This window comes from Klebsiella sp. C360 (assembly GCF_048822415.1).
In the GTDB taxonomy this organism is placed as follows: domain Bacteria; phylum Pseudomonadota; class Gammaproteobacteria; order Enterobacterales; family Enterobacteriaceae; genus Klebsiella; species Klebsiella quasipneumoniae.
Genome location: NZ_JBMEZZ010000001.1, coordinates 844,604 through 861,233 on the forward strand (window position 1 = coordinate 844,604; position 16,630 = coordinate 861,233).

General features: G+C 60.9%; 13 protein-coding genes. 5 read left to right on the forward strand and 8 right to left on the reverse strand.

Annotated elements, in window-relative coordinates:
• Positions 1-36: 36 nt before the first annotated feature.
• Positions 37-1,239 (reverse strand): serine-type D-Ala-D-Ala carboxypeptidase, encoded by a 1,203-nt coding sequence (dacC, locus tag ACOI7D_RS04275; protein ID WP_004201290.1) that lies wholly within the window; start codon positions 1,237-1,239, stop codon positions 37-39.
• Positions 1,240-1,494: 255 nt separating this feature from the next.
• On the opposite strand from dacC, the gene ACOI7D_RS04280 reads away from it, so the two are divergent.
• Positions 1,495-2,121 (forward strand): glutathione S-transferase family protein, encoded by a 627-nt coding sequence (locus ACOI7D_RS04280; RefSeq protein ID WP_044521882.1) that lies wholly within the window; start codon positions 1,495-1,497, stop codon positions 2,119-2,121.
• Positions 2,122-2,123: 2 nt separating this feature from the next.
• On the opposite strand, the gene ACOI7D_RS04285 is transcribed toward ACOI7D_RS04280, so the two are convergent.
• Together ACOI7D_RS04285 and bssR are read right to left on the reverse strand one after the other, a co-directional pair.
• Positions 2,124-3,233 (reverse strand): PQQ-dependent sugar dehydrogenase, encoded by a 1,110-nt coding sequence (locus tag ACOI7D_RS04285; RefSeq protein ID WP_072421950.1) that lies wholly within the window; start codon positions 3,231-3,233, stop codon positions 2,124-2,126.
• 115 nt (positions 3,234-3,348) lie between these two features.
• A complete protein-coding gene (gene bssR, locus ACOI7D_RS04290; RefSeq protein ID WP_281166441.1) occupies positions 3,349-3,732 on the reverse strand; it encodes a biofilm formation regulator BssR in 384 nt (127 codons plus the stop codon).
• A 371-nt stretch (positions 3,733-4,103) separates the two neighbouring features.
• Between bssR and ACOI7D_RS04295 the strand changes: the two genes are divergently transcribed.
• On the forward strand, positions 4,104-5,345 hold the full coding sequence (locus ACOI7D_RS04295) for an oligosaccharide MFS transporter (protein WP_032455236.1): 1,242 nt from the start codon (positions 4,104-4,106) through the stop codon (positions 5,343-5,345).
• 235 nt (positions 5,346-5,580) lie between these two features.
• Positions 5,581-6,906: a 30S ribosomal protein S12 methylthiotransferase RimO gene (rimO, locus tag ACOI7D_RS04300; protein ID WP_023288970.1), complete on the forward strand. Its 1,326-nt coding sequence runs from the start codon at positions 5,581-5,583 to the stop codon at positions 6,904-6,906.
• 1,152 nt (positions 6,907-8,058) lie between these two features.
• Here rimO and gsiD read toward each other — a convergent pair.
• The 5 genes from gsiD to iaaA form a co-directional block, all read right to left on the reverse strand.
• Positions 8,059-8,970 (reverse strand): glutathione ABC transporter permease GsiD, encoded by a 912-nt coding sequence (gene gsiD / locus ACOI7D_RS04305; protein WP_023288969.1) that lies wholly within the window; start codon positions 8,968-8,970, stop codon positions 8,059-8,061.
• A gap of 1 nt (position 8,971) precedes the next feature.
• On the reverse strand, positions 8,972-9,892 hold the full coding sequence (gene gsiC, locus ACOI7D_RS04310; RefSeq protein WP_004886274.1) for a glutathione ABC transporter permease GsiC: 921 nt from the start codon (positions 9,890-9,892) through the stop codon (positions 8,972-8,974).
• 72 nt (positions 9,893-9,964) lie between these two features.
• Positions 9,965-11,506: a glutathione ABC transporter substrate-binding protein GsiB gene (gsiB, locus tag ACOI7D_RS04315; protein ID WP_044521865.1), complete on the reverse strand. Its 1,542-nt coding sequence runs from the start codon at positions 11,504-11,506 to the stop codon at positions 9,965-9,967.
• Positions 11,507-11,538: 32 nt separating this feature from the next.
• The gene (gene gsiA / locus ACOI7D_RS04320; protein WP_050532938.1) at positions 11,539-13,398 is read right to left on the reverse strand and encodes a glutathione ABC transporter ATP-binding protein GsiA; all 1,860 of its coding nucleotides are present in this window, start codon (positions 13,396-13,398) and stop codon (positions 11,539-11,541) included.
• 16 nt (positions 13,399-13,414) lie between these two features.
• Positions 13,415-14,356 (reverse strand): beta-aspartyl-peptidase, encoded by a 942-nt coding sequence (iaaA, locus tag ACOI7D_RS04325; RefSeq protein ID WP_023288966.1) that lies wholly within the window; start codon positions 14,354-14,356, stop codon positions 13,415-13,417.
• Between the two features lie 235 nt (positions 14,357-14,591).
• Here iaaA and moeA point away from each other — a divergent pair, with 235 nt between their 5' ends.
• Both moeA and moeB read left to right on the forward strand, forming a co-directional pair.
• Positions 14,592-15,827 carry a molybdopterin molybdotransferase MoeA gene (gene moeA / locus ACOI7D_RS04330; RefSeq protein WP_281166440.1) on the forward strand — a complete coding sequence of 412 codons (1,236 nt, stop codon included), beginning with the start codon at positions 14,592-14,594 and terminating at the stop codon, positions 15,825-15,827.
• The gene (moeB, locus tag ACOI7D_RS04335; protein ID WP_109546507.1) at positions 15,827-16,582 is read left to right on the forward strand and encodes a molybdopterin-synthase adenylyltransferase MoeB; all 756 of its coding nucleotides are present in this window, start codon (positions 15,827-15,829) and stop codon (positions 16,580-16,582) included. The genes moeA and moeB overlap by 1 nt, the downstream gene beginning before the upstream one ends.
• The last annotated feature ends 48 nt before the right edge of the window (positions 16,583-16,630 follow it).

The following is a 16,630-nucleotide window of genomic DNA, read 5'->3' on the forward strand; positions in this document are numbered from 1 at the left end:
GTAACTGACCGCGCCCCGCGGGGCGCGGTCATGGCATCAGGAGAACCAGCTGCCGAACCAGCCGTGCAGTTTCATCAGTACGAAGTCGATCATCCGGCTGAAGAAGCCGCCCTCTTTCACCGGCTCCATGACGATCAGCGGGCGCTGCTCGATGGTTTTATCATTCAGCTTAAAGTCGATAGTCCCGACCACCTGCCCCTTCTCCAGCGGCGCGGTAAGCTGCGGCTGGTTTAAGGTGTAGCTGGCTTTCAGGTTTTTCAGCTGGCCCTTCGGCAGGGTGATAGAGCCCGCTTCGCCGGCCCCCAGTTTCGCTTCGCTGCTGTCGCCAAACCACACGCGCTGGGTGACGAAGGTGGCATCCGGTTTAATCGGCGTCACGGTTTCATAGAAGCGGAAGCCCCAGGTTAGCAGTTTTTCCGACTCGTTAAAGCGAATGCGGTCGGTTTTGGTCCCCAGCACCACGGCAATCAGACGCATATCGCCCTGAGTGGCCGAAGAAACCAGGTTATAGCCGGCCCCGGCGGTGGTCCCGGTTTTCACGCCATCGGCGTTGAGGTTGGTGCTCCACAGCAGGCGGTTACGGTTTGGCTGGCGAATTTTATTAAAGGTAAACTCTTTCTCTTTATGTACCGCGTACTCTTCCGGTACGTCGTGGATCATCGCTTTGGTCAGTAACGCCATATCGCGGGCGGTACTGAACTGCCCCGGCGCATCGAGGCCGTGGACGGTCATAAAGGTGGTGTTGGTCAGCCCCATTTTTTTGGCGTAGCCGTTCATCAGGCTGACGAAAGCGTCCTGGCTGCCCGCCACGTAGTCCGCAATGGCAATGCTGGCGTCGTTACCGGACTGAATGATGACCCCTTTGTTCAGATCTTCTACTGAAACCTGCATGCCGGGCTTGAGGAACATCACCGATGAGCCGCGCAGCGCCGGGTTGCCGGTCGCCCAGGCATCGCGCCCGACGGTCACCATATCGGTCAGTTTAATTTTTCCCGCTTTTATCGCCTGCCCCACCACGTAGCTGGTCATGATCTTCGTCAGACTGGCCGGGTCGAGTTTTTCATCGGCATTGCCTTCGCTCAGCACCTTCCCGCTGGCGTAGTCCATCAGGATCCAGGCGCGAGCGTCAATCGAAGGGGCGTCGGGGAGTTGTTCTGCAGCCTGCACCGCAGGTGCGACAAGAAATAACAGCGCGCAACCTGCCGCGAGGCCGCGAAGGGAAAAAGCGTCATGCATCATAAGAGCCACCCAAGTATCCTTTCCAAACAAAATATGCCGCGCCACTCTGACCGCGCCGCAGCAACCGGTGAGTAAAGCGTACAAATGACCTTAAAGAAACAGCGAGTTGGTAAAGTTTTTAAAGTTTACGCAATAACATGCCGCTGTGCTTTAATCAGAACAATTTTTTTGATCGTGATTGCCTAAATATTAACTTTATCCCAACATGATCGCCGATCGCGCTGCAACGGCAGTGAAACAAACTCAGGAGCGAAAATGATTACACTGTGGGGACGTAATAACTCGACCAACGTGAAGAAAGTGCGCTGGGTGCTGGAGGAGCTGGATCTGCCGTATGAGCAGATCCTCGCCGGGCTGGAGTTTGGTCTCAATCGTGACCCGGAATATCTGGCGATGAACCCCAACGGGCTGGTGCCGCTGTTAAAGGACGACGCCACCGGGGTGGTGTTGTGGGAATCAAATACGATTATTCGCTACCTTGCCGCCCAGTATGGCGCTGACCGTCTGTGGCTGGCCGCGCCGGCGCAGCGCGCGCAAGGCGATAAGTGGATGGACTGGTCCAACGGCACGCTCTCTCCCGCCCATCGCCCGGTGTTAATGGGCCTGGTGAGGACGCCGCCGGAGCAACGCGACCCGGCGGCCATCGCCGCGGGGATCAGCGCCTGCGAAGCGCTGTTCGCCATGCTGGATGACGAGCTGGCGAAAACGCCGTGGCTCTCCGGCGAGCAGTTCGGCCTTGGCGATATTGCCGTCGCCCCCTTCGTCTACAACCTGCTGTCGATCCTCGACAGCTGGCAACCGCGTCCCCATCTGCAGCGCTGGTACCAGCAGATTAGCCAGCGTCCGGCCTGGCGCGAAGTGGTGCAGATCCCGGTCACCTGAAATTAACTCTCCGGACTCAGCCGCAATAGCTCGCCGTTAGACTCGTCGGTTAACACATACAGATAGCCGTCGGGTCCCACGCGGACGTCGCGGATCCGTTTCCCGCGCGCCTCCAGCAGGCGCTCCTCCTCGCGGACCTGATTGCCGTCCACCGCCAGAACAATCAGCGACGTCTCCTTCAGCGCGCCGATAAACAGCTTATGTTGCCACTGGGGAAAGGTCTGCGCCGCGTAAAAGGCCATCCCGCTCACTCCCGGTGAGACCGGCCAGACATACAGGGGAGGCTCGGTCCCCGGCACCGTCTTGCCCCTGGCCTCCGGAATGGGCAGGCCGCTGTAGTTAATGCCGTGCGTCGCCAGCGGCCAGCCGTAGTTTTTTCCCGCCTGCGGGATATTAATTTCATCCCCGCCGCGCGGACCATGCTCGTTCAGCCACAGCGCCCCGCTCCACGGATTCATCGCCATACCCTGCGGATTGCGGATGCCGTAGGCCCAGATCTCCGGCCTCACGTCGGCCCGGCCAACAAAGGGATTATCCGTCGGAACGCCCCCGGTCTCCGTCAGACGGACCACTTTTCCCTGTAGCTTGCCGAGATCCTGAGCGGTGGGACGCTGATTGTTCTCCCCGAGGCCAATAAACAGATGCCCTTTGCCGTCGAACACCAGCCGGCCGCCAAAATGATTGCCGACGGAGAGTTTCGGCTGCTGGCGAAACACCACGGTGAAGTTCGTCAGCTGCGTGGCATCCTGGCTCAACTGCCCGTAGCCCACCGCGGTGCCCGCTTTGCCGCTGGCGTCGCTCTCCGCATAGCTTAGCCACACCCGCCGCGACTGCGCGAAATCCGGGGCCAGCGCCACGTCCAGTAAGCCTCCCTGGCCGTTGGCCCACACCTGCGGCACGCCGGCTATCGGCGCCGACAGGCCTTTACCCGGCTGCCAGCGCTTGAGCTCGCCGCCGCGCAGAGTAATCAACATGCCCTGGTCGCCGGGGAGAAACGCCAGGCTCCACGGATGGGCCAGCCGGTTCTGCAATACTTCCACCCGCACCGCGGCCTGGCTCAGGGCCGGCAGCGACAGGGCGCTCAATAGCAACAGCAGCGGGATCGGACGCATGGCATTCTCCTTTCGTCAGCTCTGCGCTAAAGGGTAGCCAGCGGGGAAATTTGCGCGGGGATTTTTACATAACCTTTAACAGGGGAAGCGTCCACTTCCCCTGAGTTTCAGCCGATCAGGCATGAGGGATTGGCGACAATTTATTCAATTTATGAATATTTGAAGTCAATCCTGTCAGACAGCGTTCTAGCTTCTCTACGTTAACAGCGATGTACAGCGGACAATCATGATGTCCGCTCATCAGGCATACTGCAGCGGCGGCGACGGACTCGCCGGCCAAACGAAGGGCATCCCTCTCCTCCGGTGAAATGACATTCTGCAGGCGCGGCGCCTGGGCACGCATTTCACGGCAAAGCTCAAACAAGTTTTCACGCAGATGGTCATTTTCGCTGACTGACATGTAGCCTTTGGCCTTTCGCAGCTGCAGACAGGCGTCAATATCGATATTGGCGTTAATGAGCTTCTGCAAAAGGTGGCGGTATAGTCTGTCAACGGTCATCACGGTTCCTCCTCTGTCGTCCTTTACCTCATCCATAATACGGTTATTTTTTGTACAAAATGATGCGCCAGGTCAATTATTCCCAAGCCTTTAACACCCTTTACAATGTAACAACCTTGCCGCATTGTCAGGTATATAACAAAGATTATGTTATACGATCACATTTGATTTCACAAAGAAATTAATTCGCATTCGCCGCCATAAAAAGGCCAAAATAGTGCTGCAATGATCACATTATATTGCTGGCGCTATTGCGCGATCGCCAGTCAGGATGCCATAACAAATCATTAATGTAATACGTATAACATTTAATAAAAACAGCGACCGCGGTTCGCTGATAATCTCTCTGCCCATTTGCAAGGAACTGAACCATGACGCCCGGTAAAAGAAACTACCTTCTGTTGAGTCTTTTCGATTTCCTCTACCTGTTCGCCTGGTCGTCGACCATGGCTTTCTTTGTCATCTGGACCACCCAGCATCTTGGCATCAGCGCCACGAAAACCGGCCTGCTCTATTCGGTCAACGCCTTTATCGCCCTGCTGATGCAGCCTTTCTTCGGCTTTATCTCCGACAAGTTCGGCCTGAAAAAACGCCTTATCTGGCTGCTGGTGGCGCTGCTCCTGCCGGTAGGCCCCTTCTTTATCTACGTTTACGCGCCGCTGCTGATGCACAGCTTCTGGATTGGCGCGCTGCTGGGGGGCATCTATCTGGGGATCATCTTTAACTCCGGCTGCGGGGTGATCGACTCTTATATCGATAAAATTTCCCGCCGCTACCAGTTCGAATACGGTCGGGTGCGGATGTGGGGCTCGTTAGGCTGGGCGGCCGCGGCCTGGATCGTCGGTAAATATATCGACAGCAATCCCAATCTGGCCTTCTGGCTCGCCAGCCTCGCCATCGTCATCGCCGCCGTCTGCTTTATGCTGACCAAAATCGAATTAACTGACGCCGATGTGGCGCGGAGCGAATCGCTGAAGGTCTCCCATGCCCTTGAGCTGGCGAAGAACAGCCAGTTCTGGATGCTGCTGATCTTTACCCTGTTCGTCACGCAGATTTATGACACCTACGATCAGCAATTTGCCCAGTACTTCTCGCTGCAGTTCCCGACGCCGGAGGAAGGCAACCGCTGGTATGGGATCCTCGCCTCCATTCAGGTGTGCGGCGAAACGCTGTTCTTATGCCTGATGCCGTGGTTTGTTAACCGGACCGGCGCCAAATGGGCGCTGATCATTGCCGGGCTGATCATGTCGGTACGTATTGCTGGCTCGGCGGTGCCTCTCGGCCCGGTGTGGATTGGCGCAGTAAAAATGATGCATGCCCTGGAGAAACCGTTAATTCTGGTGTCGGTCTTTAAATTCATCGCCGCCAACTTCGACCACAAGCTCTCTTCAACAGTCTATTTACTGGTGCTGTTTGTCGCCTCGATCGCCACCGCCATCTACTCGCCGCTGGCGGGCTATCTGTACGATACCATTGGCTTCGCCGACACCTATCTGATCCTCGGCGGCATCGCCGGGCTCTTTACTCTGATCTCTGTCTTCACGCTGCAGGATAAGCGCGAGCCGAAAAAGCCCGGCGTCGCCCCCTCCGGGGCCGTCACCCCGGCGCAATAAGTCTCCACCCGGCAGCAACGCCGGGCATAAGTCGCCGCCCGCGCGCACGGCGTGCCGGAAGCGTTTCCCGCCCCTCTGCCCCGGGGCGTGCGGGATCCGCTGTAGCGGCAGGGTCGTGAAAGGCAGGGTTGGGTGCGCTTTTTCACCATTAACCGTGACGGAGCTATACTCTTTTTCGCAAAGATCTGTAGAATTCCTGCCCTGACCATTCCAATAATTGAACACTTTTTAAGCTATGAGCAATGTCACGCACCAGCCGAAAATCGGCTTCGTCTCCCTGGGCTGCCCGAAAAACCTCGTGGACTCAGAGCGTATCCTGACCGAACTGCGCACCGAAGGTTATGACGTCGTACCTACCTACGACAACGCCGATATGGTGATCGTTAACACCTGCGGCTTTATCGACAGCGCTGTGCAGGAATCGCTGGAAGCGATCGGCGAAGCGTTGAAAGAGAACGGCAAGGTGATCGTCACCGGCTGTCTCGGCGCAAAAGAGGATCAGATCCGCGAAGTGCACCCGAAGGTGCTGGAGATCACCGGTCCGCACAGCTATGAGCAGGTGCTGGAGCACGTCCACCACTATACGCCAAAGCCGAAGCACAACCCGTTCCTGAGCCTGGTGCCGGAACAGGGCGTTAAGCTGACGCCGCGCCACTACGCCTACTTAAAAATTTCCGAAGGCTGCAACCATCGCTGCACCTTCTGCATTATTCCGTCCATGCGCGGCGATCTGGTGAGCCGTCCGATTGGCGAAGTGCTGGCGGAAGCCAAACGCCTCGCTGACGCTGGCGTGAAAGAGCTGCTGGTGATTTCGCAGGACACCTCCGCCTACGGCGTCGACGTCAAGCACCGCACCGGTTTCCACAACGGTATGCCGGTGAAGACCAGCATGGTCAGCCTGTGCGAAGAGCTGGCGAAGCTCGGCATCTGGGTGCGCCTGCACTATGTCTACCCGTACCCGCACGTCGACGATGTGATCCCGCTGATGGCGGAAGGCAAAATTCTGCCGTACCTCGATATTCCGCTGCAGCACGCCAGCCCGCGTATCCTGAAGCTGATGAAGCGTCCAGGATCCGCGGACCGTCAGCTGGCGCGTATCAAGCAGTGGCGTGAAATCTGCCCGGATCTGACCCTGCGCTCCACCTTTATCGTGGGCTTCCCGGGCGAAACGGAAGAAGATTTCCAGATGCTGCTCGACTTCCTGAAAGAGGCGCGTCTCGACCGCGTCGGCTGCTTCAAGTACAGCCCGGTTGAAGGCGCCACCGCCAATGAGCTGGCGGACCAGGTGCCGGAAGAGGTGAAAGAGGAGCGCTGGAACCGCTTTATGCAGCTGCAGCAGCAGATCTCTGCCGAGCGTCTGCAGGAAAAAGTGGGCCGCGAAATCCTGGTGCTGGTGGATGAAGTGGATGAAGAAGGCGCCATTGGCCGCAGCATGGCCGACGCCCCGGAAATCGACGGCGCGGTCTACCTGAACGGCGAAACCCGCGTTAAGCCGGGCGACGTGGTGCGGGTGAAAGTCGAGCACGCCGACGAATACGATCTGTGGGGAACCCGGATCTAGTCCAGCTTCCCGGATAGCGGCTTATCGCATTCCCCTGCCTGGAGGTCCTCCCGTAGGCTCCCCCCCAGGCCCGGCAAGCGCAGCGCCACCGGGCGATGACAGCAGGCACGGAGCCACTTTTATGCCGGGTGGCGGCTCCGCCTTACCCGGCCTGGAGGGTCCTCTCACAGGCATATACCTCGCAGGCCCGGCAAGCGCAGCATTGATTACCTTCCAGGCAACCCTGTTGCGCCGTTATTTTGCCGGGTGGCGGCTGCGCCTTATCCGGCCTGGAGGGTCCTCTCGCAGGCTGACACATCGTAGGCCCGGTAAGCGCAGCGCCACCGGGCGATGACAGCAGGTACGGAGCCACTTTTATGCCGGGTGGCGGCTCCGCCTTACCCGGCCTACAGGGTCCTCTCACAGGCTCATACCTCGCAGGCCCGGCAAGCGCAGCGCCGATAACCTTCCAGGCAACCCTGTTGCGCCGTTATTTTGCCGGGTGGCGGCTACGCCTTACCCGGCCTGGAGGGTCCTCTCACAGGCTGACACATCGTAGGCCCGGTAAGCGCAGCGCCACCGGGCGATGACAGCGGGCACGGAGCCACTTTTATGCCGGGTGGCGGCTCCGCCTTACCCGGCCTACGGGGTCCCCTCACAGGCTGACACATCGTAGGCCCGGTAAGCGCAGCGCCACCGGGCGATGACAGCGGGCACGGAGCCACTTTTATGCCGGGTGGCGGCTGCGCCTTACCCGGCCTGGGGTTCTTACGACCTGTCGTTAATTTATTCACCATGGTTGCTGAAACTGCCGGTGCTGACGGCCTCAAAATCGCTGAGACGTTCCCGGAAGGCCGGGGCAGCCCGCATGGATGCGGGCTGAGGGCCGTGTTTTGCACGGACGCTGCCTCGGCCCGACCCGAAGCCTGCAGGGAAAAGTCGAAGGCACCACGCAGTGGCGATTTTGCTGGCCGGAGCCCGGGGGTACAGGGGGCGGCGGCGACTGGCCGCCCCCTGTGCGCTCCCTGCGCCGTAAGAGACATAACGCAGAAAATTAACCGGGAGCGCAATGTGCGCTGACGCCACACGTGATAAACGATTTTCCCGGATGAGAAAGGGGCAACCGATGCAGCTTATCCCCCCGTCGTGCGCCAGACCGTCCCCCGACGTCCCCTACCCCTTTAACTTCGGATCCAGCGCATCGCGCAGGCCATCTCCCAGCAGATTAAACGCCAGCACGGTCAAGAAAATCGCCACCGCCGGAAACAGCGCCACGTGCGGAGACATCACCATATCCGCCCGCGCCTCGTTGAGCATGGCACCCCACTCCGGCGTGGGCGGCTGCGCGCCGAGGCCGAGAAACGACAGACTGGCCGCCGAAATAATCGATACCCCAATGCGCATGGTGAAATAAACCACGATTGACGACACCGTCCCCGGCAGGATGTGGTGGAAGAGGATGGTGGCATCGCTGGCGCCAATACTGCGCGCCGATTCAATAAAAGTCTGCTGCTTTAATACCAGAGTATTGCCGCGCACCAGCCGGGCGAACGCCGGGATCGAGAAGATCGCCACGGCGATAATCACGTTGGCCATCCCGCTGCCCATGACGGCGACCACCGCGATCGCCAGCAGGATCCCCGGAAAGGCGAACAGCACATCGCACAGACGCATAATCAGCCGGTCCCACCAGCCCTCATAGTAGCCGGCCAGCAGCCCAAGCACCGTACCGATGGCCGCGCCAATCAGCACCGCCAGCACCCCGGCGGCCAGCGAGATCTGCGCGCCCACCAGCACCCGGCTGAAAATATCGCGCCCCAGCGAGTCGACGCCGAACCAGTGCACCAGCGAAGGCCCCTCGTTAAGCCGGTCATAGTCAAAATAATTTTCCGCATCGTACGGCGCTATCCATGGGGCGACGATGGCCACCGCAATCAGCAACAGCACAAAAATACCGGCGCCCATGGCCACCGGCTGACGCCGAAAGCGCCGCCAGAACTCATGCCAGGGGGTATGGATCTCGCCGGGCCTGATGCCCGGCATGGCGTTCAGCGCCGCCTGCCTTCTCCAGTTAAGCAATCGCACCTTACTTATACCTGATAGCCGGGTTTATGGCCGCGTACAGCACATCCACCACTAAATTGATAAGAATAAACTCCAGCGAAAAGAGCAGCACTTCCGCCTGAATCACCGGGTAATCGCGCATTTCTACCGAATCGACCAGCAGTCGCCCCAGCCCCGGCCAGTTGAAGACCTTCTCCACGACGATCGAGCCGCCGAGCAGAAAACCGAACTGCAGCCCCATCATGGTGACGACCGGGATCATCGCATTGCGCAGACCATGCTTGAGCACCACCCGCGTTTCGCTCACCCCTTTCGCCCGGGCGGTACGCATATAGTCTTCATGCAGCACATCGACGAACGACGCGCGGGTAAAGCGCGCCATCACCGCCGCCACCGCCGCGCCAAGGGTCAGCGAAGGCAAAATATAGTGCCGCCAGCTGTCGGCGCCCACCGTCGGCAGCCAACCCAGCTCAACCGAAAACACCTGCATCAGCAGCATGCCGAGGGCAAAGGCCGGAAACGAAATGCCGCTCACCGCCAGCGCCATTCCCAGACGGTCGGGCCAGCGATTGCGCCACACCGCCGCCGCGATCCCCGCCGCCATGCCAAACAGCACCGCCCAGCTCATGCTGGCCAGCGTCAGCCACAGGGTGGGCATAAAGCGGCTGGCTATCTCACTGGCAACGGGACGCCGCGAGGCCATGGACATGCCAAAATCGCCGCGCAGCACGTTGGTGATGTAGTGCCAAAACTGGACATGCAGCGGCTGATCAAGCCCCAGCTGCTGGCGCACCATCGCCACCACCTGGGCGTCGGCTTCCGGTCCGGCAATCAGCCGCGCCGGATCGCCGGGCAGCATATGGACGAAGAGAAACACCAGCACCGCGACGATTAGCAGGGTGGGGATCAGCCCCAGCAGGCGCTTAATCACATAGTTGAGCATCGTACCTCCACCACCCGCCCCGCGGAAAAACCGCCCTCCTCCCACCCGTGCCGGAGGGCATCATCTCGACCTTCACGGTGTTAAATCTGCCTGTTCGAAGCTGAAGCCGGTGTCCGGCTGGATATAGAAGCCAGTGAGATTCTTGCTGTGGGCAGAGACCAGTTTCTCCACCACCAGCGGCACCCACGGCGACTCTTTCCAGATAATATCCTGCGCCGCTTTATAGAGTTTGGTTTTCTCTTGCGGATCGGTGGTTTTCAGCGCCTCGCTCAGTGCGCTATCCACCTGCGGGTTGCTGTAAAAGGCGGTGTTGAACAGGGTCGGCGGCCAGTTTTGGGAAGCAAACAGCGGCGACAGCGCCCAGTCGGCTTCGCCAGTGGAGGCGGACCAGCCGGTATAGAACATCCGTACCCCGCTCTCTTTCTGCCCTTTACCTTCCACTTCCGCCGCCCGCTGACCGGCGTCCATCGCCGTCACCTGCGCCTTAATGCCCACCTGCGCCAGCTGCTGCTGGGTAAACTGCAGCACTTTCTGTGCGGTGCTGTGGTTATGTGACGACCACAGCGTCGTGTTAAACCCGTTGGGGTAGCCGGCCTCTTTCAGCAGCTGGCGCGCTTTCGCCGGATCGTAAGGCCACGCGGGGTAGCTCTGGGCGTAGGCAATCGACGGCGGCACCACGCCGGTCGCCGGGGTGGCGTAGCCGGCAAACGCCACCTTGACCAGCGCCTGGCGGTTGATGGCGTAATTGATCGCTTCGCGCACCTTCGGATTATCGAACGGCTTCTGCGTCACGTTCATGCTGATGTAACGCTGCATGATCGACGGACTGGCCACCAGCTCCAGTTTGCTGTTTTTCGCCAGCAGCGGCGCCTGCTCATAGGGGATCGGGAAGGCGAACTGCGCCTCGCCGGTCTGCAGCATCGCCGCCCGGGTATTGTTATCGACCACTGGTCGCCAGGTAATGGAATCCAGCTTCGGCAGCCCCGGCTGCCAGTAGCCATCGAACTTGCTGACCTTCACGAAGTCGGTCTGGTTCCAGGTATCGAGCTTATACGGCCCGGTGCCCACCGGGTGGAAGCCGATATCTTTGCCATATTTTTTCAGCGCCGCCGGCGAAATCATCGCCGTCGCCGGATGGGCGAGAATATTAATAAACGCCGAGAACGGCTGCTTGAGGGTAATTTTCACCGTGGTTGGATCGACCGCCTCGGTGCTGGCGATATTTTTATACAGGTTATAGCGCTTAAGATGGTTTTCCGGGTTGCTGGCGCGGTCGAGGTTAGCCTTGACCGCCTCGGCGTTAAAGTCGGTGCCATCCTGGAATTTCACCCCGCTGTGCAGCTTGATGGTGTACACCAGGCCATCCGGCGATACGGTGTAGCTCTCGGCAAGGACATTTTGCAGCTTCATCTCTTTATCAAGGCCGAACAGGCCTTGATAAAAGGACTTCGCCACCGCCTGCGACAGGGTATCGTTGGCATCATAGGGGTCGAGCGTCGTGAAGTTAGACCCGACCGCCACCACCACATCTTTGGCGGCAAAAGCGGGGGCGCTCGCCAGGGCCGCCGCGATACTCAGCGCCAGCCACCATTTGCGTGAAACAGGTTGTGTCATCGTGTTCTCCTGAAAAGGTGCGTTATGTGTTGTTATGCTCTGCCCAGCACATCGGCGGCGTCGCGGGCGACGAAGTGGCCCGGCCCAACCTGCTGCAATGGCGGGCTGGCGATCTCCTCGCCCCGCTTATAAATATTGCCCGGAACGTCATCTGACAGCAGGACCCGTTGCGGATGACGGTAGGCCGGGTCGGCCACCGGTACGGCGGCCATGAGCTTACGGGTATAGGGGTGCTGCGGGTTTTCAAACACCGCGCGGCGCGGGCCGATTTCGACAATCCGGCCGCGATACATCACCGCCACGCGGTGGCTGATGCGCTCCACCACCGCCATATCATGGGAAATAAACAGAAACGCGATGCCCATTTCGCGCTGCAGGTCGAGCATCAGATTGATAATCTGCGCCCGAATGGAGACATCCAGGGCCGACACCGACTCATCGGCAATCACCACCTTCGGATTAAGCGCCAGCGCGCGGGCAATGCAGATCCGCTGCCGCTGGCCGCCGGAAAAGGCATGGGGGTAGCGCCAGGCATGCTCCGGCTGCAGCCCCACGCGCTTAAGCAGCCAGGCGACCCGCTCGCGCGCCGCCTCCCTGTCCAGCAGGCCATGCACCCGCAGCGGCTCCATAATCGAATCGCCGACTGTCTGGCGCGGATCGAGCGAGGCGTAAGGGTCCTGAAAAATAAACTGAATATTGCGCCGCAGGGACTGCAGCTTGCTGCCGGAGAGGGTATCGATCCGCTGACCATCGAAGGTAATGGTCCCCCCCTGGGTCTCAACCAGCCTCAGCAGCGCCCGCCCGGTGGTCGACTTGCCGCAGCCGGACTCCCCCACCAGCGACAGGGTCTCTCCCGGCCAGAGATCAAAACTCACCTTCTCCACCGCATGCACTTCGCGCGTCACGCGATTGAGAAGTCCGCCGCGCACCGGGAAACGGGCCACCAGATCGCGCACCTGCAGAATAGGCTCCCCCACCACCACCGTGTCTGGCGTGTCTGTCTCCGCCAGCGGCTGCCCCGGTAGCGGAAAGCGGCGAGGCAGATCCTGACCGCGCATCTCCCCCAGCCGGGGGACCGCCGCCAACAGCGACTGCGTATAAGGGTGCTGCGGGGAACGGAAAATCTCCTCGACGCTGCCGGTCTCCACCGCCTCGCCGCGATACATGACCAGCACCCGATCGGCGATATCGGCCACCACCCCCATGTCGTGGGTGATAAAGATTACCCCCATCGCCATCTCCTTTTGCAGGACGGCGATAAGTTGCAAAATTTGCGCCTGAATGGTGACATCCAGCGCCGTGGTCGGCTCGTCGGCAATCAGCACCGCCGGCCGACAGGAGAGCGCCATGGCGATCATCACCCGCTGGCGCATACCGCCGGAGAGCTGGTGCGGATAGCGTGAGAGCATCTCTTCCGCCTGGGGAATACGCACCTGGTCGAGCATCTTTTTCGCCGCGCGCAGCGCCTCTTCGCGCCCCAGCCCCTGGTGCAGGCGCAGGGATTCGGCGATCTGCTCGCCGATGGTGAATACCGGGTTCAGCGAGGTCATCGGCTCCTGAAAAATCATCGCCAGATCCGCGCCGCGTACCCGGCGCATTTCGGCCTCCGATTGCTCATTGAGCGCGATCACCTGCCGGTTGCGCCGTCGCAGCCACAGCCCCTCGCTGCTCACCTCGCTGCTGGCGGCGTCAAGCAGACGCATCAGCGCCAGCGCGGTGACCGATTTTCCCGAACCGGACTCCCCGACAATCGCCAGCGTCTCGCCGCGACGCAGGCTGAAGGAAAGCTGACGCACGGCCTGCACCTCTGGCGCATCCTGCTGGCGGAACGCCACGTTCAGGTTGCGCACCACCAGTACTTCGCAGGTATCCGTTTCGTGAGTTTGCGGCACTCTCCTCTCCCTTGTTCTATTCGCGATAAATGCCAATGGTCGGCGTATCGCCGGCATAGCACCAGGCGCGGTACATGCCTTCGCTGTTAAACGGTAAAACGACGTTGCCTTCGCGATCGACGGCAATCAGCCCGCCGCTGCCGCCGAGGGCCGGCAGCTTCTCCATCACCACCCGCTCGCAGGCGGAATAGAGACTGAGCTGACCGTACTCCATCAGGGCGGCGATATCGTAGGCCGCCAGGGTACGCATAAAGACTTCGCCGGTGCCGGTGCAGGAGACCGCCACGCTGGCGTTGTTGGCGTAGCACCCCGCGCCCGGCAGCGGGCTGTCGCCGACGCGTCCGGGCAGTTTGTTGGTCATGCCGCCGGTGGAGGTCGCCGCCGCCAGATTGCCGGCCAGATCGAGCGCCACCGCCCCGACGGTGCCCATTTTCTGCCGTTCGTCGAGCGGAGCGGCGTGATGGTCAAGGATGATCTCCCCGCCCGCTTTCGCCTCCTGCAGCTGCAGCAGACGCTCGGGGGTGGAAAAGAGATCGTTATCGACGCGCGCCATTCCGTGGGAGAAGGCGAAATTTTCCGCCCCCTCGCCGATCAGCAGCACGTGCGGGCTCTCCTCCAGCACCAGACGCGCCGCCAGCACCGGATTACGTAGATGTTTGACCCCGGCCACCGCCCCCGCCTGCAGGCTGTAGCCGTCCATCACGCAGGCGTCCAGCTCGTGGGTTTGATCGTGGGTAAATACCGAGCCCATCCCGGCGTTAAACAGCGGACACTCCTCCAGCAGACGGACGGCCTCGGTCACGGCATCCAGCGCACTGGCGCCCGCAGCCAACATTTTCTGCCCGCTTTCGACGATAGCCGACAGCGCCGCCACGTACTCCCGCTCCCGCTCCGGCGTCATCTGCGCGCGAGAAATCGCCCCTGCGCCGCCGTGAATTGCTATAACCGCCTTGCCCATTTCGCCAGTCCTTAACGATGAAGTGGATAGCCCCCGCCCTGTCGTACCGCGTCGCGGCGCCGGTCACGTCAGGAATAAGGGTATTGATATCATTATATTGCTGAATGCCTTATACAATTTTTGAATATAGAAAGAGCGGCGGTCGATGTAAAGCCTCGTACCCAGGTGGCATACAGCCCGCGCCGCTTTTCTGCCATAATAGGCGTTTTCGCCGTTTTGCCCGCAGGAGTGACCCATGGATTTTACCGCCGGACTGATGCCGCTCGACACAGCCCTCACCCAGATGCTCGATCGTATTACGCCGCTGAGCGCGACGGAAACTGTACCGCTGTTGCAGGCCTTCGCGCGCGTCACCGCCCATGACATTATCTCCCCGCTGGATGTCCCCGGCTTTGATAACGCGGCGATGGATGGCTATGCCGTCCGGTTGAGCGACCTCAACGACGGCGCGGCCCTGCCGGTCGCCGGGAAGGCCTTTGCGGGCCAACCGTTTCACGACGCCTGGCCCACCGGCACCTGTATCCGCATCATGACCGGCGCGCCGGTGCCTGCGGGCTGCGACGCGGTGGTCATGCAGGAAGAGACCGAACAGACCGACGTCGGCGTGCGCTTTGCCGCGCCGGTGAAAGCCGGGCAGCATATTCGCCGCCGCGGGGAAGATATCGCCCACGGCGCGGTGGTCTTCCCGGCGGGTACGCCGCTGACGGTAGCCGAGCTGCCGGTGCTGGCCTCGCTGGGCATTGCCGACGTCGAGGTGGTGCGCAAGGTTCGCGTCGCGGTCTTCTCGACCGGCGATGAGCTGCAGCTGCCGGGTCAACCGCTTGGCGACGGCCAGATTTACGATACCAACCGCCTGGCGGTGCATCTGATGCTCGAACAGCTGGGCTGCGAGGTCATTAACCTCGGCATTATTCCTGACGATCCGACGCAACTGCGTGAGGCCTTTATCGCCGCCGACCAGCAGGCCGACGTGGTCATCAGCTCCGGTGGCGTCTCGGTGGGCGAAGCCGACTACACCAAAACCATTCTTGAAGAGCTGGGGGAGATCGGCTTCTGGAAGCTGGCGATCAATCCGGGCAAACCCTTCGCCTTCGGCAAGCTCAGCAGCAGCTGGTTCTGCGGCCTGCCGGGCAACCCGGTTTCCGCCACCGTCACCTTCTGTCAGCTGGTACAGCCGCTGCTGGCGAAGCTCTCCGGTAAGCACGGTCCGCTTCAGGCGACCCGCCTGCGGGTGCGGGCCGCCGCGCGGCTGAAAAAGTCCCCGGGCCGCCTCGATTTTCAGCGCGGTATTCTGCAGCGCAACCCGGACGGCGAGCTGGTGGTGACCACCACCGGTCATCAGGGCTCGCACATTTTCAGCTCTTTCAGCCTCGGCAACTGCTTTATCGTGCTGGAGCGCGAGCGCGGCCACGTTGAAGCGGGCGAATGGGTCGACGTCGAACCGTTCAGCCATCTGTTTGGGGGGCTGTAATGGCCGTGGAGCTGAGCGATGAAGAGATGCTGCGCTATAACCGGCAGATTGTTTTGCGCGGTTTTGATTTTGACGGCCAGGAGCGGCTAAAGGCCGCTCGGGTGCTGGTGGTCGGCCTCGGCGGACTTGGCTGCGCCGCCGCGCAGTATCTGGCCGCCGCCGGGGTGGGGCAGCTCACCCTGCTCGATTTCGACACCGTCTCGCTCTCTAATCTGCAGCGCCAGACGCTGCACAGCGACGCCGCCATCGGCCAGCCGAAGGTGGACTCCGCCCGTGAGGCGCTGGCGCGCATTAATCCGCACGTTCATCTGGTGCCGCTCAATGCCTTACTGGACGAACCGGCGCTGGCGGGGCAGATTGCCGGGCACGATCTGGTGCTCGACTGCACCGACAACGTCGCCATTCGTAACCAGCTCAACGCCGGCTGCTTCCGCCACCAAACCCCGCTGGTTTCCGGGGCGGCGATCCGTATGGAGGGGCAGATCAGCGTCTTCACGTATCAGGAGGGCGAACCCTGCTACCGCTGCCTGAGCCGCCTGTTTGGCGAAAACGCCCTCACCTGCGTCGAAGCCGGCGTGATGGCCCCGCTGGTGGGCACTATCGGTTCCCTGCAGGCGATGGAGGCCATTAAGCTGTTGACCGGCTACGGCACGCCCGCCAGCGGGAAAATCGTGATGTACGACGCCATGACCTGCCAGTTTCGTGAAATGAAGCTGATGCGCCACCCGCAGTGCGAGGTATGCGGTACGCGCTAACGTTCAGCCGCCGGCGAGGGTCGTCGCCGGTGAAGTTGTGACCTCTGC